General features: G+C 62.3%; 12 protein-coding genes. 7 read left to right on the top strand and 5 right to left on the bottom strand.

Annotated features, from left to right (window positions below; all coding sequences use genetic code 11):
* The first annotated feature begins 96 nt into the window (after window positions 1-96).
* Window positions 97-693, top strand: coding sequence for a hypothetical protein (locus tag DESPIG_RS03805; protein WP_006005243.1), 597 nt, complete (start codon window positions 97-99; stop codon window positions 691-693).
* A 78-nt stretch (window positions 694-771) separates the two neighbouring features.
* Here DESPIG_RS03805 and DESPIG_RS03800 read toward each other — a convergent pair whose 3' ends face one another.
* The 5 genes from DESPIG_RS03800 to DESPIG_RS03785 form a co-directional block, all read right to left on the bottom strand.
* The gene (locus tag DESPIG_RS03800) at window positions 772-2,841 is read right to left on the bottom strand and encodes an HD domain-containing phosphohydrolase (protein WP_006005240.1); all 2,070 of its coding nucleotides are present in this window, start codon (window positions 2,839-2,841) and stop codon (window positions 772-774) included.
* Between the two features lie 21 nt (window positions 2,842-2,862).
* Window positions 2,863-4,407: an HlyD family type I secretion periplasmic adaptor subunit gene (locus DESPIG_RS03795; RefSeq protein WP_246118367.1), complete on the bottom strand. Its 1,545-nt coding sequence runs from the start codon at window positions 4,405-4,407 to the stop codon at window positions 2,863-2,865.
* 115 nt (window positions 4,408-4,522) lie between these two features.
* Window positions 4,523-5,581: an ATP-binding cassette domain-containing protein gene (locus DESPIG_RS14320; RefSeq protein ID WP_006005236.1), complete on the bottom strand. Its 1,059-nt coding sequence runs from the start codon at window positions 5,579-5,581 to the stop codon at window positions 4,523-4,525.
* On the bottom strand, window positions 5,578-6,699 hold the full coding sequence (locus DESPIG_RS14315; protein ID WP_246118366.1) for an ABC transporter transmembrane domain-containing protein: 1,122 nt from the start codon (window positions 6,697-6,699) through the stop codon (window positions 5,578-5,580). The genes DESPIG_RS14320 and DESPIG_RS14315 overlap by 4 nt, the downstream gene beginning before the upstream one ends.
* Before the next feature lie 285 nt (window positions 6,700-6,984).
* A complete protein-coding gene (locus tag DESPIG_RS03785) occupies window positions 6,985-8,277 on the bottom strand; it encodes a TolC family outer membrane protein (protein WP_246118365.1) in 1,293 nt (430 codons plus the stop codon).
* 682 nt (window positions 8,278-8,959) lie between these two features.
* On the opposite strand from DESPIG_RS03785, the gene DESPIG_RS03780 reads away from it, so the two are divergent.
* The 6 genes from DESPIG_RS03780 (at window position 8,960) to glgP (ending at window position 20,871) form a co-directional block, all read left to right on the top strand.
* A complete protein-coding gene (locus tag DESPIG_RS03780) occupies window positions 8,960-9,445 on the top strand; it encodes a transglutaminase-like cysteine peptidase (RefSeq protein WP_246118364.1) in 486 nt (161 codons plus the stop codon).
* A 3-nt stretch (window positions 9,446-9,448) separates the two neighbouring features.
* Window positions 9,449-11,536, top strand: a complete 2,088-nt coding sequence (locus tag DESPIG_RS03775; protein ID WP_006005228.1) for an HD domain-containing phosphohydrolase — start codon at window positions 9,449-9,451, stop codon at window positions 11,534-11,536.
* 261 nt (window positions 11,537-11,797) lie between these two features.
* The gene (locus DESPIG_RS03770; RefSeq protein WP_006005226.1) at window positions 11,798-13,843 is read left to right on the top strand and encodes an amylo-alpha-1,6-glucosidase; all 2,046 of its coding nucleotides are present in this window, start codon (window positions 11,798-11,800) and stop codon (window positions 13,841-13,843) included.
* Window positions 13,843-15,306 carry a glycosyltransferase gene (locus DESPIG_RS03765; protein WP_006005224.1) on the top strand — a complete coding sequence of 488 codons (1,464 nt, stop codon included), beginning with the start codon at window positions 13,843-13,845 and terminating at the stop codon, window positions 15,304-15,306. The genes DESPIG_RS03770 and DESPIG_RS03765 overlap by 1 nt, the downstream gene beginning before the upstream one ends.
* A gap of 1 nt (window position 15,307) precedes the next feature.
* Window positions 15,308-16,519, top strand: a complete 1,212-nt coding sequence (locus DESPIG_RS03760) for a glycoside hydrolase family 57 protein (RefSeq protein ID WP_006005223.1) — start codon at window positions 15,308-15,310, stop codon at window positions 16,517-16,519.
* A gap of 104 nt (window positions 16,520-16,623) precedes the next feature.
* Window positions 16,624-20,871: an alpha-glucan family phosphorylase gene (gene glgP / locus DESPIG_RS03755; protein ID WP_006005222.1), complete on the top strand. Its 4,248-nt coding sequence runs from the start codon at window positions 16,624-16,626 to the stop codon at window positions 20,869-20,871.
* Window positions 20,872-20,991: the final 120 nt, after the last annotated feature.

Here is a 20,991-nt window from a genome sequence, read left to right as displayed (position 1 = left end):
AATTTTGTCGTTTTTTTCCATAAAAAAAGGTGCCCAACATGTCAAAGAGAAAGGCTTTCTTTTCTTGAAGACAGACCGCCCCCATAAGGAGACCGTATGGACGACGTATCCCCCTGGCAGGCGATGGCCCGCGCCACACAGGCAGAAGCACGGAACATCGTGGCAGAACTGGACATAGAAGGACATTGGCGCCGGGCAGGTGCCGTGGTCCATGCCGTGGGCTCGTTCAGGACGGGCCTGCTGGTCCGGCACAGGGATATAGACTTCCATGTCTACACGCCGACTCTGGACCGTGACCTTAGCTTCCGTGTCATGGCGGCCATGGCCGGTTCCCCCTGTCTGAACGATCTGCATTTCGTGGACGGCAGCGGGACGGAAGAACGCTGTCTGGAATGGCATGGCATCTGGCAACGCCCCGGCGGCGCCCCCTGGCAGATCGACATCATCCACATCGAGCGCGGTTCGACGTTCGACGGCTATTTCGAGCGTTTTGCCGACCGTCTTTGCCGACGCCTGGACGAGGAAACGCGAGACACCATCCTGCGCCTCAAATACGAGACACCGGAAAACGAGAGCATCCACGGGGTGGAATATTATCAGGCTGTCCTGGAAGGCGGTGTACGGACGCTGGACGAGCTGCGCCGCTGGCGTACCGTCCATCCCCTGGAGGGCGTGAACCTCTGGATGCCCTGAGGTATGGCCGCCCGTCATAAACACAAAAAGGCGGTACCCTTCCCGATCATGGAACAGGTACCGCCCTTTTTTATGCTGCTATTGCTGCAATGTCCGGATGAATTCCTTGCCTTGCGCGCTTTGCAGAAACGCCGCCAGGGCATCCACGACCTGCTGGTCATACTTGAAAGGACGCTCGCGCAAAATGGCCAGAGCCGCCGGTTCATCATGGCGGCGCCGGTAAGAGCGCGGACGCATCAGGGCGCAGAAGGTATTGGCCACGGCCAGGATACGGGCCTGCAGACAGATGGCCTCGCCCTGCAGTTTCCGGGGATAGCCGGAACCGTCCATGCGTTCGTGCATCTGCTCGATGGTCTGCAGGACAGGCAGGCCGAAGTCTATGCCCCGCAGGGCCTCCACGGCATAATCCACATGTTTTTCCATCAGCAGGCGTTCTTCGGGCGTCAGGGGCCCGGCCTTGGTCAGCAGCTCGTGCGGCAGACGGATCATGCCCACCTGGGACAGACTGGCCGCCGTACGCAGCGTGGACTCCAGGGCCGGATCGTCCTTGCCCAGCCAGGCCGCCAGATGGTAGGCGAGCTCGCCGGTGAGCCCGGACTGCCCCTTCAGATACGGATCCACCGCTTCCACCGCGTGCGTGAAAGCCTCGACGGTCTGGCGCAGCATGGTGGCAAGGCGCTGCTCCGCCTCCACATGGGCCGTGATGTCCCGATAGACCACCACGACGGTCCCCGATGCGCCGTCTTCCGCAGTAAAAGGCAGACACTGCACATTGAGGTGCACCAGCTTGCCTTCGACCAGCATGTCTTCCTGGTCGGAAAAATCCGTCCCTGTCCGCCAGACGAATTCCACATGGCGTTCCAGGCTCCGGGCCAGATAGTCCGGCAGATGCCGCACCTGCATGAGGTGGAGCACGTCCCCCTGGCAGCGGGCAAGACGGGCGAATTCCGTATTGGCATAAACGATGCGGCCTTCACCATCCACCAGGGCCAGCGCCGAGTGCATGGCCCGCAGGACCGTATCCAGCAGGCAGCGCTGCCGGGACATGGTCGCGTACAGGTCTTTCAGCTCCCGCACCTCGCCCCGCTCCCGGCGGATGCCGAGCCACCAGTAGAACCAAACCAGGATCCCCGCCAGGCAAAGGAACAGCAGACCGGCCATGGTCCAGACGCGCCAAGCCATATCGTCCTGTTCCTGTCGGACAGTGTCCGCCCTGCAGGCTACGGCCGCATACCAGGACGTCCCCGGTACGGGCTGGCCGACCACAAGACAGTCCATGGTCCCGGAGATGGCGGGCAGCACCATGTCACGGGGCCTCATGTCCTGGCCAAAGCCAGCAGGCAGGCTCACCTGGTTGAGGCTCGGCCGCTCTCCCATGCCGATGGCCTGGACAAGGTTACCGCCGGTCTCCAACAGCAGGCTCAGATAGCCCAGCTCGGAGGACTGGCCGATCCCTTCCAAAAGCTTGCCGATGTCACAGGTGACCAGCAGGATCCCCTGGGGCGAATCATCCGCCGAGACGTAGCCCGGCGCCGTCACCGGGCAGTAAAAATCCACCAGCAGGCGCTCCCCCTGGAGCCGGACAGGCAGCATGCCTGCCCGGGAGAGCAGGCCTTCGTTCCGGCGCAGCTTCAGCTGCGTCCTGGTATCTGCCTGCCAGCCCTGCCCTACCAGCATGACGGGCTCCAGGGTCTTGTCCAGCAGGACCGCACCGGAAAAGTCATGCCGGGAGATGAACTCGACAAATTTGCGGTAAATGAGCGTGGCATGGGGAGAGATGTCGCGCAGGGTCTGACGGTCCTGCGCATCAAGGCCACTGTGCCGCCCATGTTCCTGTTCCGTCCAAGGCGTCTCCCCCAGCTCGCGCAGCAAAGCCACGGGAAGATCCGTCTCCGCTATCTCCGCTGCCAGCAGGCGCAGCATGTCATAGCGGGCCATCTCCGCCACCGTATCGCGCTGGACACCGGTCCAGACCGTCACCATGGCCGCTGCCGTGGACGTATAGGCAGAAAGCTGGCTGCCCGTCCTGTCGAGGATCTCGCGCTGTTCCGCACTGTTGAAGCGGGTGGCCCCGATGAGCGTCAGGGCGAGCAGCAGGGTCAGCCCGCCCAGCAGAGGCAAGAGTGACAAACGTTCAGGATGGCGCATAAAAGCTCCGCACAGCAGGGATCAGCGCTCGGTAAGCGCGTTCTGCCTGGCTTTCATCACAGGTTTGAGGATATAGTCGAGCACCGTCTTTTTGCCGATGATGATGTCGGCCACCACGATCATGCCCGGGATGATGGGCAGTATCTCGTCATTATGCCGGATGGCCGTCTCTCCGGTACGGACTTTGACAAGGTAATAAAAATCGCCCTTTTTGTCTTCAATGGTGTCCGCGCTGATGGATTCCAGCTTACCGGGCAAGCCGCCGTAGATGGAGAAATCATAGGCCGAGACCTTGATCATCACATCCTGTCCGGGACGCAAAAAGGCCACGTCCTGCGGGCGGACACGCACTTCCACCAGCAGGCTCTCGTCCATGGGCACGATGTCCATGATGGCCTCGCCCGGCTTGACGACCCCGCCCACCGTATTGACCAGTATCTGCTTGACGCTGCCCCGCACAGGGCTGCGCACTTCGGTGCGCGTCACACGGTCGCCGCCGGCGGTTAGGGATTCCCGCACCGAGCCCAGTTCCGTGCGTCGTTTGTTGATCTCCTGGCTGATGGCCAGCTGCTCTTCCGCCACACGACTGCCGATACGCTGCCGTGCCTCATCCATCATGGCCTGCGTCTTGGGGATGGCCGCGGCCAGCATGTCGATCTCGCCCTGGGTCTGGATGATCTTCTGTTCCAGCCCCAGATAATCCATGCGGGAATAGTTGTTGCGCTGCAGCAGGCGTTTGGCCGTATCCCGCTGCTCCGTCTCCAGCACCAGGCTGCCGTCCAGCTGCTTTTTGCGCGCCATCTGCTCCGCCACCTCGCTTTGCCGCTGGGCGTACTGGGCCTCCAGCATGGAAAGCTCGGCCTGCAGTTTCGAACTTTGCGCCTTCCAGGTGTTCCTCTGGTCATCGACGATCTGGCGGGCGCGTTCCACAAGGGCGCTGTCCGGCTCTTCGCCCAGTATCTCCTTGAGGAAGGAAGGCAAATCACTGGGAAAGACCGGTTCCTCATCACGCAGCATGGCCTCCAGCCGCATGATGGCCAGGCGGTGCTCCACCACCTTGTACAGGGCGTCCCTGTATGAGCTTTCGGCCATGACGTTTTCCAGCTGGGCCACGACCTGGCCTTTTTCCACGATCTCGCCTTCCCGGACAAGCACGCCCTGCAAGATGCCGCCTTCCAGGTTGGAGACAGACTGCGTACGCCGGGACCCCACCACGGAGCCCTCGGCGTGGGTCACTTCGTCGATGGGAGCCCAGGCGGCCCAGACGAGCAACGCCACGACAAGCAACGCCACCGCCACGGACAGGGCACGGGCCGTGAAGGCGGGCCTGCGGGACAGCGCCGCATCCACTTCACTGGCATAATTGATGTCATCCGGCATGAGCCCATGCAAGGGGGCATCAAGGGCCGCGAACAGCTCCTTGCGCGTCATGGGCTTGTCACCGGCGGACGACGCCTGGCTGAAATTCTCGCGCAGGCGTTCCGCCATGCCGGTGGCGGGACGCTGCTCATGTTCGGCGTCCCCCACGAAGATCAGACGGAACACCTCCCAGATGCGGGCGAACAACGAACGTTTCCGGGGCTGTCCGTCGGGTACGGGGGCCTCCGGGGGCAAAGACGAAAAGATATCTTCCGGCGGCCTGGTCCCCGTACGGTCTCCGGCCTGCGTCATGGAATCCGGTTTACGGGCGTCCATCCTTCCCCTCCTTCACGGCAGCTGTTCCCGCGGGAGCTTCCTTGCCCTTTTCCGGGGCAGGCTTTTTGGCTGCGGCGGCACTGTCGCGCAAGCGCTTCAGGATGGCATCACGCGGCCCGAACATCCGCAGCCTGCCGTTCTCCATGACGGCCAGTTTGTTCACCATGCGCAGCATGCTCAGTCGATGGGTCACGAGGATCAGGGTCCGTCCCTGCGAGACGGCCGCCAGACGCTGCTGCAGGCGCTGCTCGGAATCCGTATCCATATTGCTGGTGGGCTCGTCCAGGATCAGCACTTCCGGATCGCGGACCAGCGCACGGGCCAGGGCCACTGCCTGCCGCTGTCCCCCGGAAAGGGCCTTGCCCTGCTCGCCGACCTGGGCCGCGAACCCGGCGGGATTGTTGCGGACAAAGTCCGTCACCCCGGCAAGGGCCGCGGCCCGGAACACCAGGTGGTCATTGATGGTGGGGTCCCCCAGGACGATGTTTTCACGGATGCTGCCATAGAACAGGACCACATCCTGCGGCAGCACGCCGATGCGCCCGCGCAATTCCGTGGTCGGCAACTGACGCAGGTCCACATCTCCGAATTTGATGCTGCCCTTCTGCGGCTGGTAAAAACCGGTCAGCAGCTTGGCCAGGGTGCTCTTGCCCGAGCCCATGGCCCCGATGATGCCGACCCTGTCACCGGGATTGATGCGCAGGCTCACGTCCTCAAGGGCCAGACTCATGGCGTTGGGATAGGCGAACGAAACGTTCTCCACGGTGAAGGAGGGCTGCAATTCGCCAAAGTCCATGCAGGAGCTTTCCGACTGGTTCTCGGAAGGCAGCTCCATGAGCAGGTCGAGGGCCTGCAGGGCAACACGGGAACTCTGTAGGCGGGTCAGCAGGGAGGCCAGCTGCATCAGCGGCGCCATGGCCCGGCCCACAAGAATGTTGCAGCCGATGAGGGCCCCCATGGTCATCAGGCCTTCCGAGATCCGGTAGACGCCCCAGATGATCATGCTCACCGTGACCATATGGGTCACCAGGGTGGAGGCCGTCACGGCCAGGCTGCTGTATAGCGGCGCGACTCCGCCGTCGATTTGGCCGAAAGCCCCACCACGGCTTCCCACAGGCGCTGCATCCGGCTTTCGGCCTGGCAGGCCTTGATGGTCTCCAGGCCGTTGACCATCTCCACGAGCAGGGCATTCTTCTGCATGTTCTGCTTGTAGCTCTGCTCGGCGCAACGGCGTGCGGCGGTCTGGAGGAAAAGCCCCAGCCCGATGAGGATGGGCATGGCCGCCAGCGGCAGGAAGACCATGGGCCCGGCAATGAAAGCTATCAGCAGCAGGAAGATGACCAAGAAGGGGACGTCGATGCAGGCCAGCAGCGAGGACGAACTGAAGAATTCGCGCAACTGTTCGAACTCGCGCAGGTTGTTGACCAGCGATCCCGTGGATTCCGGCTTGCTTTCCAGTCGCATGGTAAGGACTTTGTCCACCAGATTGCTGGAGAGCACGATGTCCGCATTGCGACCGGCCACATCCACGAAGTGCGTGCGCAGGGCCCGCAGCAGAAAGTCGAACAGGTAGATGATGATCACACCGGAGGCCAGGACCCACAACGTCTCTATGGCATTGTTGGGCACCACCCGGTCATAGACGTTCATGGCGAACAGGGGGCTGGCCAGAGCGATGAGGTTGATGATGACACTGGCCAGCGCCACATGCCGGTAGATGGGCGCATAATAGCGCAGGACGTCCCAGAACCAGCGTTTTCCCTTGGCCAGGCGCAGCTTTTCCACGTGTTCCTGCGGACGGCCGGGAACAGCCACATACAGGGCATAGCCGGTATATTCTTCCTGCAGCGCGTCCAGAGGCACCAGCTGGCTGGTGCTTTCCGTTTCCGGAAAGATGACTTCGGCCTGGGCCTGCCCGGTACCGGATGTCTCAGCCCCGCCTTCCTCCGCTCCCGCCGGAGCCCCTGGTATCAGCCGAGTCAGGACACAGCTGCGGTTGCCGGACAGCAGCAGGATGCAGGGCAAGGTCAGGTTGGAGAGCTCGGCCAGCAGGGGGCGATACAGCACGCTGCCCGTCAGCCCTGCCTTGCGGGCGACCCGCAAGCATGCCTGAGCCGAGACGGTGCTGCCCGAAAGTCCGGCCAGCAGGAACTGGGGAGACAAGGCCTTGCCCCGGAGGCGGCACAAGGCAGAAAGACTGCGCAGCAAAGGCGGCATGAAATCGACATCAGAAGGCCGCAGCCCCCCGGCTGCCATTGCCGGGCCGCGTGTTTCCCCTGTTCCGTTTTCCGACATACGTGATCCTTTGGTACCCGGCCTGCGGGTGCTTTGGCGCAAAACAACAGGCAGAGAGCATTCTGCCTGTTGTTTTGCAAAGCCCCGCATCTTGCAATGCCGCCTTTCCGGAGACTGCGGGACCGGTCTCCGACAAAGCAATGTTTTCTCTGGCTACTTGAACCAGCCCAGTTCGAACTCCTCGCCCTGGACGGGACGGGCTTCCTTGGGACCGGACTTGATCTCTTCAGCCGGGACCCCCATACGGGGCAGCAGGTCACCGGCCAGAGCACACATGCGGTAGGCCCCTACAAGGATATTGCCGCGGGCGGTCTCGGCCTGGCTGGCGGAATTGTAGAGTTCGTTCTCCGAATCCAGCACGTCCAGCAGGCTGCGCGTGCCCAGCAGGAACTGGTCATGGTAGGCCTGACGGGTGTAGGTATTGTTCTCCACCGCCTTGGTATAGAACTTGTATTGTTCCTTGGCCGCCAGATAGTTGCTCCAGGTGGACTCCATGTCCAGGCGCAGGGTGTCCATGTAATCGTACAGGTTCTGCCGGGCTTCGCGCTCCCGCGCCGATGCGGCACGGATGCCTTCCACGTCGGCACCGCTGTTGAACACGTTCCAGCGCACCGTCGCCAACACGTCGAAGCTGTAGACCCAGCGGTCACGGTCGCCGCCGCGGTCGCTATATTCGGGGCCAGCCTCCAGCTGGAACGAAGGATACATGTTGGACTGGGCCAATTCCTTCTCGCCCTTGGCAGCACGGATGTCCTGCAGATAGGCGGCCAGCTTGGGATTGTGCTTTTCCGCCATCTGAATGAACGCCGCTGCCGTATCGGGCATTTCTCCCGGCATGGGGACCGCATCCAGCCCACCGACCGTATAGATGCCGGTCAGACGGGAATAGGTGGCGTACGCCACGCGCAGGGCATCTTCCGCTTCGGACAGGGAGGAATGGGCGCGCTGCAGGCGGGATTCCGCCTGCGTCACATCGGCCTGGGTATCCGCCCCCATGCTGGCGCGGTCGCGGGCCTGGGCCAGGATGGATTCATGCCGGGCCACGTTGTTGCGGGCCAGCTCCACCAGCTTGATGCGGCGGAGCAGGTCGATGTGGGCGATGATGCCATCCAGGGAAAGGGACGTGGCCGTATCAAAGATCCTGGCCTTGACGGAATCCAGGGTGGCCTGGGCCGTGCGTACACGGCTGCGTGTGGCAAAACCGTCCCAAATGGGCTGCACCAGTTTAGCGGAGACGCTGCCCACACTCAACCACTGATCATCAAGATCCAGACCGCGGGACGTGGTGTCGCTCAGGACACCCACGCCGATCTCCCCCGTGACGTCCACGCGCGGGCCAAAACCGGCACGAGCCTTGTTGAGCTCATGTTCAAGGACCGAACGGTTTTCCTTGATGCTCATCAGACTGCGATGGTTGTGCAGGACACCATACACGGTATCGTTCACTGTGATATGCGCTGTATTATTCCCCCGGGCCGGGGTCTCACGGCTCCATGCCGCATCTGTTCCCCCGACTAGGAAACAGCATGCGGCAACGATCATCGCTCCCCATTTTTTGCATATCGTCATGAGTTTCTCCCCTCTCAATAAAAGTTTTTGATATACAGTCCTATTATGCAAACATGATGTATTTAGTCAATATTCCCATCTCGTTTAATAAGTTGTGAAAATCTCTAAAAAAAATATAACTTGCTGATTTTGCAAAACAATGTCCAAACATTTTATAACATAAAACCAAATATAAAATATTAAATAATGATTTTAGCGCATTACTCACAAAAAAAATAATATCGAGGAGTTCCGGCATCGATATTTTGCTCTACATATCTCGACAAGGGCCGCCCCCGCGCAGTACAAAAGCTCATCCCCAGGTCCCCAAACATCAGCCTTCCGGCGGTTTGCCATGCTCCCTGCGCGCTTTCCCCCCGTATCTCCTCCGGCCCGGTCTCCCCTCCGGTCCCCGGTCATACGCCCGCACCGGATCGCATGTACCATCGCCTGTGTTGCTGTTTTCCTGGCCGGTCTTTTCGGCGCCCTTCCTGCGCGGGCCGACAGCATCCCCCTGTTCGGGACCGTGGAATTTCGGCGCCCTCTCGACAGCCTGCCGGCCTGGGCCGAAGTCCGCCGCATGAACGAATTGGAACCCATCTTCGTCAACGGCAAAGTCTTTACCAGGACCGCCACCTGGGATTCCTTCAAACAGGGGGCACGGGGCAAAAGCGGCATGGAGCTGCTGCGCTATGTCAACACGTTCTGGAACCGTTTTCCCTACCGCGAGGATATCACCAACTGGGGCAAGGCCGACTACTGGGTCTGGCCCAATCTGTTCCTTAAAAAATCAGGTGACTGCGAAGATTACGCCATCGTCAAATATTTCACGCTCAAAGAACTGGGCATGGATACGGACAAACTGCGTATCGTCGTCCTGCGCGATACCCTGCGCCGTCTGTCCCACGCCGTTCTGGCCGTCTACATGGACAATGACATCGTCATCCTGGACAACATCAGTAATGCCATTTTGCCCCAGGGACGCCTGCGCCATTACGTCCCGCAGTTCTCGTTCAACGAGAAGGCACGCTGGGCCCATATGCGTGGCAAAAAAACAAACGAGTAGCCCATGTACACTCCCGATCCCGATATCCCCGCCAAGCCGCACCACTTCATGAGCAAACGGCTGGGCATCAGTATCAGCCTTGTGCTTTTCGTGCTGGTCCTGCTGCTTTCCTACGCCCTGTGTTCCCTGCAGGTCGACAGAAGCACCCAGGCCATCCTGGCGGACAAGAACCGCTTCCTCCTGTCCAGGATCGACACCATGCAGATCCGCCTGCAGGACTGGCGGCGGACCATGCTGGAACAGACCAATACGCTGGCCCTCTCGGAGAGCGTCCGCCTGTTCGCCACAGACATGACCGCCCTGCCTCCCGCCCTGCTGGACAAAAGTTCCCGTACCGCCGGCCCCGGGTCCGACAGCGACCAGCTGTCCTTACTGGATCAGCGCGAATACATGCAGCAGCTGCTGGCGGATATCGCCTACCAGAACGATCTTGACCGCATCCGCATGTTCCTGCCCGATGGCCAGAAGATCGTGGACAGTGCCTCTGATGCTGCCGACAACCATGACGATGACCTTCTCGTCCAGCAGGCCATCACCTCGAGGACGCTTTCCTTTGGCGCCATCCACAAGCATGATGACCATTTTGCCTTGCAGGCCGGGGCTCCCCTGTTCGAAGTCAGCGGCAAGGACAGGCCCCGCGTCGTCGGCTGCCTGCTTTTGTGCTTCCCCATGGATGCGGCCCTGACGAACATCCTGCAGGACAAGGAAAGCCAGCTCAAGCTGGTGGACCTTTTCCCGGACAGGAGCAGTGTCTTCATGCTGCAAGACGGCGCCCTGCAAAGGTTCCCTCTTCGTGCAGGCGTGGCCGGTGCCCATTCGCTGGACTTCAAAAAACGTCCCGCCATGGCCGGAGGGGATGCCGTCTATTCCCTGGCCTTCATCTCCTCACTTCCCAGTACGCTGATGCTGGTGGCCTCCCTGCCCGCTGCGGACATCGACGGCGAGATCCTCCGCAAATCCCTGCAGATCTACGCCGTCGGCCTTCTGACCAGCCTTGGGATCGGCCTGCTGCTGGCCTTTGGGGTCTCTTGTTTGGTGGGGCGGGCCCACAGGGCCTCGGCCGCCTACTTCAAGGCCCTGTATACCGTCATCCGTGACCAGAAGCAGGTGCTGGACAGCGTCAACGACTCCATGCGCCTGGGCCTTGTCCTGTTCAGTACCACGGACGGCGTCCGCATCTTCAATCCCGAATTTGCCAAGATCTGCGGCAGTACCCGGCAGGAGGAGCTGGCCGGGAAATCCCCCAGCGACCTCTTTCCTGAAGAAGCCGCCCGCAAATTGCAGGCAGGCATCGAACGCAAGATCAAGGAACCGTCCTTCGATGGCGTGGAGCTGGCCCTGCCCGGCTCTGACGGCAAGGAACATCTTTACAGGGTCTCCCTCTATGTCTTCCTGGACAGGCAGGAACAGGAGGCCGACAAGGAAGCCCCCCTTCCCGGAAGCGTCGTGGCCATTTTCAAGGATATCACCCGTTTCCGCAGGCAGGCCCAGAAAGCCCAGGAACGCCAGCAGCATCTTATGGAAGCCCTGGTGCGCGCCGTGGAATATGTGGACCCCAATCTGGTGGGCCATACGCGGAAGATGCGGCATGTGGCGGAGCTGCTGGCCCGGCACATGGAGCTGGACGATACGGCTGTCCTGACGTTGCGCATGGCCTCCCAGCTTTCCCAGATCGGCAAGATCTTCGTGCCGCACCACCTGCTGCGCAAAAGCGGCAAGCTCACTCCCGAGGAACAGCAGGCCGTGCTGCAATCTTCGGAATATGCCTTCCGCGTCCTGTACGGGATCAATTTCGGTCTGCCTGTGCCCGAAGCCCTGCATGACATGAACGAAAAATTCGACGGCAGCGGCCCGCGGGCCCTGAAGGGCGATCAGATCAATCCCCATGCCCGCCTGCTGGCCGTGGTCAACGCCTTTTGCTCCATGGTCAGCGACCGGGCCTACAGACAGGGTATGCCCATCGAGCAGGCCCTGGACATCCTGTCGTCCAGCCCGGCTTTCGATCCCGCCATGGTGCTGGCATTGCGTGAGATCCCCGCAGACGACCTTCGCTCCGCCCTGGCCGGAGAGGACGCCCCTTCCCGGGCCTGATCCCGAAGACCACACAAGGGGACGACGTGAAAACGCCGTCCCCTTGTCATACTGTCTGCCGAAAGCGTGCCTAGCCTTCCTTCAGGAAAGCTGTTTTGACATCCCCGCAAGAGCTGACGTATATTGAAACCAAACATGAAGCGGCCGTCAGCCCCGGAAAGACGCCGCTTTGCCCTTCCCCGCCCTGCACTTTCGCGGATGCAGCGGCCCCTCTCCACGGTCTCCGCGGATATGTCCATCCTTTCCGGTTGAGGAGGATACATGAAATTCCAGTTTGACCGTCCTGCCTGCCAGAACCTGCGCAAGGCCCTCCGTAAGGAGTGGCTGGAGACCAACGGTCTGGGCGACTATGCCTCCAGCTCGCTGGTATGCTGCAATACGCGCAAGTACCACGGCCTGTTCGTCACCGAGCTTTCCCGGCCCGCAGGCCGCCATGTGCTGCTCTCCACGCTCGAGGAATCCCTGCTCATGGCAGGCAGGGAATTCTTCTTCTCGTGCCGCAAACATCCGGGCGTATACTTCCCGCGCGGGCACGAATACATGCAGGCCGCCTCTGCCGGGCTCTGGCCCTCTTTTCGCTATCGCTTCGGTGATGTGACCCTGACCCGCGAGCTCATGCTGCTGCCGGGGCGGCATGTCCTCCTCGTGCGCTACAAGGCCAATATCGCCAGCCCCGAGACCCCGCCCCTGCGCCTGCGCATCAAGCCCCTGCTGGCCTGCCGCAACATGCATACCGTCATCCGGGCTGACAAGGCCATCGACGGCAGCGTCTCCCCGACCCTATACGGGGCTTCCGTCCGCCCGGATCCCCAGCTGCCCGAGCTTTTTTTGCAGATGGACGGCCCTTCCTCCTGGCAGACGGCCCAGGACTGGTACTACAATATCGAATACCTCGTGGAACAGGAGCGGGGCTTTCCCTTCCAGGAAGACCTGTTCATGCCCGGGACCTTCGAAGTGGACCTTGTCCCCGGCCATGCCGTCTACCTTACCGTTTCCACGGAGAGCCTGCAAAAGGAACACAGCCGGCATGACTTCGACCGTCTGTGGCAGGAAGAGAGCCTGCGCCGGCTCAGGGAAGAAGAGGCGGACAGCCTGCAAAAACATCTGGCCCGGGAAGGGGAACGTTTCCTCGTCACCACGCCCGGCAGCACGACCGGCCGGATCGACAGCATCGTGGCCGGATACCACTGGTTCGGCTCCTGGGGACGCGACACCATGATCGCCCTGCCCGGCCTGACGTTTTTTGCCGGTCGCCAGGCCCTGGGCGAGCAGATCCTTGCCGGCATGGGTGCCGCCGTGCGTGACGGACTCATCCCCAACGTCTTTTCCGCCGACGGCCGTCATGCCTACAACTCGGTGGACGCCTCCCTCTGGTATATCTGGGCCGTGCAGATGCTGCTCCAGGCCGATCCCCAACGCATGGACTTTGTGAAAGAGCACTGCTGGCCCGCCATCAAGGAGATCCTCCGTGCCTATGCCGGAGGACAGGTGCCTTTCGTCCATGCCGATGAGGAAGGCTTCCTCAATGTGGGCGACGAGCAGACCCAGCTCACCTGGATGGACGCCGTGGTCGACGGCAGGCCCGTCACACCGCGGCACGGCCAGCCGGTGGAGATCAGCGCCCTGTGGTACAACGCCCTGGCCTTTGCCGACCATCTTGCCCGGCGCTTCGACGAGCCCCACTGGCAAAATTCCGTCGACCAGCGGGACCGCATGCGCGCCGTCTTCGTGCACCGGCACTGGATCAGGGATTACCGGGGCGACTATCTGGCCGACGTCTGGCGGGACGGCGAGCGGGACTTCCGCGTGCGCCCCAACCAGCTGTTCGCCGTTTCCCTGCCCTTCCCCATCCTTGAAGAAGACAACTACGCCCCCGCGGTCTCGCGCGTGCGCCAGTGCCTGCTGACCCCCTGCGGGCTGCGCACGCTGGCCCCCAGCGCCAACGAATACTGCTCCCTTTATGAAGGCGGGCCCGCAGAGCGTGACAAAGCCTACCATCAGGGCACGGTCTGGCCCTGGCTCCTGGGCGCTTACGGCGATGCCCTGCTGCGGGCGGCCTGGGATGAGGAAGGCGCGGCGCGCGACTTGCTGCACACCCTGACGCCCCTCTTCGGCAGCCATTTGGGCGGCGCCGGTATCGGGAGCATCTCCGAGATCTTCGACGGCGATCCGCCGCATCTGCCCAACGGCTGCATCGCCCAGGCCTGGAGCGTGGCCGAATGCCTGCGCCTGCTGGGCAGGCTGGAAAAGGTGGCTCCCCAGGCCTATGCGCAGTGGGAACATGCCCTGCTGCAAGGAGACAGGTAATGCGCGTCCTCATGTTCGGCTGGGAATTCCCTCCCTTCAAAAGCGGCGGGCTGGGCACGGCCTGCCAGGGCATGGCCACGGCTCTGGCCAAGAAAGGCACGGAGATCTTCTTTGTCCTGCCCCGTGCCGAAAGTGACCGTCCCGTCCATCTGCAGGACGGCCTGACCATGTTTTCCGCCTCGGGCACCCGGATCTGCACCCGCAGCACCCGTCTCCATCGCGAAGAAGACGTGCGCGAGGTCTGGCATGACCGCCAGTACACGGAGCTCGTCCCCGGTTTCCGGGACGAGATGGAAGAGATCTGGCGCGAGAAACTGCATCTGGAATACATCGACTCGCCGCTGCGTCCCTATCTGAACAGCGGCAGCTATCTGAAAGAGCACCGGGAGCTCCAGCGCCTGCTTTCCGGCAAGCGTCTGGCCGACCCGACCCTGCGGACCGTTTTGCAGCACGAGGGCCCGGAACGGGAACGCCTGCTGCGCGAGCTCACGGAGACCCAGGAACAGTGCGAGACCCTGACACTGCACGGCGGCTACGGCGAAGACCTTATGAGCGAAGTCTACCGCTATGCCTGCGCGGCGGCCGTCATCGCCGGACGCCTGGAATTCGACGTCATCCATGTCCACGACTGGATGACCTATCCGGCGGGGATGCTGGTCAAGCAGCTGACGGGCAAACCGCTGGTGGCCCACATCCATGCCCTGGAGCACGACCGCAGCGGCGACAACCTCAACCGGGCCGTGGCCGGCATCGAAAAAGCCGGCATGGAAGCCGCCGACCGCGTCGTGGCCGTGAGCCACTACACCAAGCAGGAAGTCATGGCGCAATACGGCATCCCCGAGGAAAAGATCTCCGTGGTCCACAACGCCGTTTCCCGCAATGACATCCGCAAGAGCGTGGTCATCCCCGAGCGCTGCCGTCATGAGAAGCGGGTCCTGTTCATGGGCCGCGTCACCTACCAGAAAGGCCCCGATTATTTTGTCGAAGCCGCCAAGCTGGTACTGGACCGTCTGCCCCACACGCGCTTCATCATGGCCGGCAGCGGCGACATGCTGCCCAACATGGTACGCCGTGTGGCCCACCTGCGCATCGGTGACCGCTTCCATTTCACGGGTTTTTTGCGCAACGGCGAAGTGGACCGCATGTACGCCATGAGCGACCTTTACGTCATGCCCAGCGTTTCCGAGCCCTTCGGCATCGCGCCGCTGGAAGCCATGGCCTACGACGTCCCCGTCCTCATCTCGCGCCAGTCCGGTGTGGCGGAAGTGGTACGCAACGCCATCAAGGTCGATTTCTGGGATGTGCGGGAAATGGCCAACAAGGTATGCGCCCTGCTGGCCTATCCCCTGCTGGCCGCTGAAGAGGTCCGCAACTGCCGTGAAGAACTGAAGAACATCCGCTGGGAGAATGCCGCCACCAAGCTGCGCGCCATCTACGACCAGCTTGCCGCGGGGAGGAGATAGCATGTCCGCCATCTGTTTCTATTTTCAGGTACACCAGCCGTACCGTCTGCGCCACTACACCTTCTTCGATATCGGCGCCAATTCCTGGTACGAGGACGAGAACGCCAACTGCGGCATCCTGCTCAAGGTGGCTCGCAAATGCTATCTGCCCATGAACGCCCTGCTGCTCAAGCTCATCCGGCGCCATGAGGGGCAGTTCAAGGTGAGTTTCTCCATCTCCGGCACGGCCCTGGACCAGTTCGAGACCTACGCCCCGGAAGTCATCCAGAGCTACCGGGAGCTGGTGGCCACCGGCTGCGTGGAGCTGCTTTCCGAGACCTACAACCACTCCCTGGCCTTCCTCTATTCGCCTGACGAGTTCCGGGAGCAGGTCCGTCTGCACGACGACCGTATCGAAGAGCTGTTCGGCGTGCGGCCCACCTCGTTCCGCAATACCGAACTCATCTACAACAACGCCCTGGCCCGCACCGTGGAAGAGATGGGCTACAAGGCCATCCTGGCGGAAGGTGCCGATCATGTGCTGGGCTGGCGCAGCCCCAACTTCGTCTACAAGCCGTCAGGGTGCGAATCCCTGCACCTGCTGCTCAAGAACTACCGTCTTTCCGACGACATCGCCTTTCGCTTCTCCAATCATGAATGGCCGGAATTCCCGCTGACGGCGGAAAAATTCGCCAGCTGGGCCCAGGCCTCCGGGGCCTCAGGGGACATCATCAACCTGTTCATGGACTACGAGACCTTCGGCGAGCACCAGTGGGAATCCACGGGCATCTTCCAGTTCATGGAAGCCCTGCCGGACGTCCTGCTTTCCCTGCCGGGCTTCAGCTTCGTGACGCCCACCGAAGCGGCGGCCATGTTCCAGCCCGTGGCCAGTCTCGACGTGCACAATTTCATGTCCTGGGCCGACGCCGAGCGCGACCTGACCGCCTGGCTGGGCAATGACATGCAGCAGGACGCCATCACGGCTGTCTACCGTCTGGAAGAAAAGGTGAAGGCCAGCGGCAACGAAGATCTGCTGTGTACCTGGCGGCGCCTGCAGACATCCGACCATTTCTATTATATGTGCACCAAGTGGTTCGCCGACGGCGACGTGCACAGCTATTTCAATCCGTACGGCACCCCCTATGATGCCTACATCAACTACATGAACGTACTGGCCGACTTCGGCCTGACCCTGGATGCCCCCCTGCCCGCTGCCGGTACGCCCCGCGGTTAGCGCTTTTCCCGGCGCGACCTGCCTGGCGGGCCATGCCCTGCATGAAGGCAGGGCCCGGAAGTCGTCCCCGGGGGCTTTCATGAATGCAAGGAGAATCCGTCTCAATGTCACAAGATCTGTCAAACGCGACCCTCTTTGAAGTCAGCTGGGAGGTCTGCAACAAGGTCGGCGGCATCTATGCCGTCGTCAGCAGCAAGATCCTGGAGGCCCTGGCTACCTTTGGAGAAAATTATTTTCTTCTGGGGCCCGACCTGGGCAACAATCCCGACTTTGAAGAAACCGACGAGCCCTGCTGGCAGGAACTGCGCCAGGAGACCGACCGGCGCAACCTGAGCTGCCGCTTCGGCCGCTGGAGCATCCCCGGCCGCCCCAAAGTCATCCTGGTCGGCTACCGTGACCGCTACGACCAGAGCCAGCTGCTCTTCTCGCTCTGGAACCGCTACGGCGTGGACTCCATCTCCGGCGGCTGGGACTACGTGGAACCGGTCATGTTCAGCACGGCCTGCGGCGAAGTGATCGAAGCCGCCTGCAAGGCACTGAATATCCCTGGCGACGGCCCGGCCCTGGCCCACTTCCACGAATGGATGTGCGGCGGCGGCCTGCTCTACCTCAAGGCCAACGCCCCCTATGTGGGCACGGTCTTCACCACGCACGCCACCATGCTGGGGCGCTCCATGGCCGGTTCCGGCTTCGACATCTACAAGCAGATGCACCAGATCAACCCCAAGCATGAGGCCGGTGCCTACAACATCACGGCCAAGTGCTCCATGGAGACGGCTTCGGCGCGCGAAGCCGACTGCTTCACCACCGTCAGCCGCATCACGGCCGACGAGGCGGGCGTCTTCCTAGGACGTACCCCCGACGTGCTGACCCTCAACGGTCTGGATCTGCGCGTCATCCCCGATTACAGCCGGGACAGAAGCCTGGCCGCGACTTCCCGTCAGCGGCTGCTGGAGGCCGCCAGCCGTCTGTTGCGCCGCCGGCTGCCCGAGGATACCCGCATTTTCCTCGTGTCCGGTCGTTATGAATATCACAACAAGGGCATCGACGTGTTCCTGGATGCCCTCGGCATGGTCAATACGGCCCTCAGCCAGTCCCAGTCCAATGTACTGGCCCTGTGCGCGGTCATGGGCGGGCACAGCGGGGTCAATGCCGATGCCGTCAGCGGCGATCCGGCCAAGCTCCCCGGCCAGGGCGGCTCCTGGATCAGCAGCCACCACGTCTACAACCAGCCCAACGACCCCATCCTCAATGCCTGCCAGCGTCTGGGCCTGGACAACAGGCCGGAGAACCATGTGCAGGTCATCTTCGACCCTGCCCAGCTCGACGGCAAGGACGGCTTCCTGAACATGCGCTACGAAGAGGTGCTGGCCGCCTGTGATCTGGGCGTGTTCCCCTCCTGGTACGAGCCCTGGGGCTATACGCCGCAGGAAAGCGCCGCCCATGCCGTGCCCACGGTCACCACCGACCTTTCCGGCTTCGGCATGTGGGTGCGCTCCAGCCAGCGCGAGAAGAACGGCGTGACCATTATCCGCCGCCGCCAGACATCGTATGACGAGACCGCGGCCAGCCTGCGCGACGTGCTCCTGAACTATGCGTCCCTGCCCGAAGAACAGATGCAGGAACACTGGCGCATGGTGCGCCATGTGGCCGAAGGCTGTTCCTGGGAGCAGTTCTTCCCCTACTATGTGCAGGCCTACGGCCTGGCCCTGGACAAGGCGCGCCAGCGCAGTTCGCAGCCGGCCGGCAGCGGCACGACCCTGACGCGCGTGCTGGCGGCCACCATGTCCACCACGCCCAACCTGCACAGCTTCACGGCCCTGACCTCACTGCCCCCGGCCATCGGCCGCCTGCGCGAGCTGGCCCACAACCTCTGGTGGAGCTGGCACCCCGAATGCCATTACCTGTTCTCGGCCCTCAATGAAGAGGAGTGGGAACGCAGCAACCACAACCCCATCGCCACGCTGGAGAAAGCCACCCGGGCACGGCTGATCATCGTGGCCCACGAGCAGAGCTACCTGCGGCTGTACAACCAGACCATGGCGGCCTTCGATGCCTACATGGCCGAGGCGCCGCAAAGCTTCGGCCCCCTGACACCGCAGCAGCCTCTGGCCTATTTTTCCACAGAATACGGCCTGAGCGAATGCCTGCCCATCTACTCCGGCGGTCTGGGCGTCCTTTCCGGCGACCACCTGAAATCCGCCAGTGACCTGAACATCCCGCTGGTGGCTGTGGGCCTGCTGTACAAGAACGGCTATTTCCGCCAGATCATCGACAAGAACGGCGACCAGACCCCGGTCTACCCCGAAAACGATTTCGCTGCGCTGCCCATAGAACAGGTCAAGGATCAGGACGGCAAGCCCCGCGAGATCTATCTCCAGATGCCGGGCCGCCGCCTGCATGTGCAGATCTGGCTGGTGCGTGTGGGACGGGTCAACCTCTACCTGCTGGACACCAACCTGCCCTCCAATACGGCGGAGGACCGCAAGATCACGGCCCACCTGTATGAAGCGGACCGGGACATCCGCCTGCGGCAGGAGATCCTGCTGGGCCGGGGCGGCGTGAGCATGCTGCGCGCCCTGGACATCCGCCCCGCCGCCTATCACATGAACGAAGGGCACTCGGCCTTCCTCATCTTCGAGCGCATCCGCCTGCTCATGCAGGAGAACGGCCTTTCCTTCGAAGAGGCGGGCGAAGTGGTGCGCGGCAGCACCCTGTTCACGACCCACACGCCCGTGGATGCCGGCAACGAGCGCTTCTCGCTGGAAAGCATGGAAGCCTACTTCAAGCCCTATATCCAGACCGTGGGCATCAGCTGGCAGACCCTGGTCAATATGGGCCGCTTTGAAGGCAGTGAGCGCAACGTCTTCGAAATGACCGTCCTGGCCCTCAAATATTCCATGAAGGCCAACGGTGTGAGCGCCCTGCACGGCGTGGTCTCCCGCCATATGTGGCAGGAAGGCTGGCAGGGGGTCCCGGTGGCGGAGATCCCCATCTCCTCCGTGACCAACGGCATCCATGTGCCCTCCTACGCCGGTCCGGCCATGCGTCCCCTGCTGCAAAAATACCTGGGCGAAGGCTGGCAGGAACTGACGTCCGACGACCAGAAATGGACCCGTATCGCGGACATCCCCGATGCCGACCTCTGGACGGCCCGCCAGACCCAGAAAAAGCACCTACTGGAGGCCATCCGCTCCAGCCTGCCGGAATTCTTCAAAAAATTCGCCATCCCCTACGAAAAGCAACAGGAGATGACGTCCCGGCTGACTCCCGAGACCCTGGTGATCGGCTTTGCCCGCCGCTTTGCGCCGTACAAGCGCGCGACGCTGCTCTTTGCCGATGTGGACCGTCTGGCCCGCATCCTGGAAAAGAACGGTCAGCCCGTCATCTTCGTCTTTGCCGGCAAGGCCCATCCCGCCGATACCCAGGGCATCGGCCTGATCCGGGAAGTCTTCCAGCACATGCTGTCGCCCCGCTTCTTCGGCAAGATCTTCTTCATCGAAGACTACAGCCTGGCGGTCTCGCGCCTGATGGTGCAGGGCTGCGATGTCTGGCTCAACAATCCCCGCCGGCCCTACGAAGCCTGCGGTACCAGCGGCCAGAAAGTGGCGGTCAACGGCGGCCTCAACCTCAGCGTGGCCGACGGCTGGTGGTGCGAAGGCTACAACGGCACCAACGGCTGGACCATCGGCCCCCTGGTGGCCAAGGGCAGTCTGGGCCCCGAACAGAGCGACTATGACGATGCGGCCTCCCTGTATTCCCTGCTGGAAGACAAGGTGGTGCCGCTCTACTTCGAGCGTGATGCGGACAACCGGCCCCACAACTGGCTGCTGCGCGTCCGCAAGGCCATGCAGACGCTCATCGCCCAGTACAGCTCGCACCGTATGCTGCGCGACTACCTCAGCGACTACTACATCCCGGCGGCCACCAGCCATCAGGAGATCCGCAGCAACCATTACGCCCTGGCCCGCCACCTGACCCACTGGAAGCAGGACGTCAACGTGCGCTTCGGCTCCGTGCAGATGGACACCATCCGCATCGAAGGCATCAAGGAAGACAGCCTGCTAGACGGCCAGTCCCTGCATGTGGCCGTGACCGTGCATCCCGGCAGCATGAAGCTCGATGAGCTGCTGGTCCAGCTGGTGGCCGGTCCCGGTGACGGCTCCACCTTTACGGAAACGCCCGACGTGGTGGAGATGCAGCCGGAAAGCGAAGGTGTGGACGGGACCATGACCTTTGTCTGCTCCTACACGCCCTCGCGCAGCGGGGCCCATGTGTACGGTGTGCGCGTCATGCCCTGCACCGAAGGGCTGTCCTCGCCTCTGGAGACGCGCCTCGTCCTGTGGGGCTAGCTCATCAAAACCGACGATGACAAAAGGGGGATGCCACTTGTGGCATCCCCCTTTTCTGTTTTCGGGCACAAAAAATACAATCAGCCTTTCCTCGTGGAACACCTCATCCGCATCAGGCTC

Source organism: Desulfovibrio piger ATCC 29098, from assembly GCF_000156375.1.
Classification (GTDB): domain Bacteria; phylum Desulfobacterota; class Desulfovibrionia; order Desulfovibrionales; family Desulfovibrionaceae; genus Desulfovibrio; species Desulfovibrio piger.
This window is presented reverse-complemented; position numbering and strand designations above follow the sequence as displayed.

Coding starts and splice junctions, on each gene's coding strand:
- DESPIG_RS03805 (WP_006005243.1), top strand. CDS start 97: ATGGACGACGTATCCCCCTGGCAGGCGATGGCCCGCGCCACACAGGCA.
- DESPIG_RS03800 (WP_006005240.1), bottom strand. CDS start 2,841: ATGCGCCATCCTGAACGTTTGTCACTCTTGCCTCTGCTGGGCGGGCTG.
- DESPIG_RS03780 (WP_246118364.1), top strand. CDS start 8,960: ATGAACGAATTGGAACCCATCTTCGTCAACGGCAAAGTCTTTACCAGG.
- DESPIG_RS03775 (WP_006005228.1), top strand. CDS start 9,449: ATGTACACTCCCGATCCCGATATCCCCGCCAAGCCGCACCACTTCATG.
- DESPIG_RS03770 (WP_006005226.1), top strand. CDS start 11,798: ATGAAATTCCAGTTTGACCGTCCTGCCTGCCAGAACCTGCGCAAGGCC.
- DESPIG_RS03765 (WP_006005224.1), top strand. CDS start 13,843: ATGCGCGTCCTCATGTTCGGCTGGGAATTCCCTCCCTTCAAAAGCGGC.
- DESPIG_RS03760 (WP_006005223.1), top strand. CDS start 15,308: ATGTCCGCCATCTGTTTCTATTTTCAGGTACACCAGCCGTACCGTCTG.
- glgP (WP_006005222.1), top strand. CDS start 16,624: ATGTCACAAGATCTGTCAAACGCGACCCTCTTTGAAGTCAGCTGGGAG.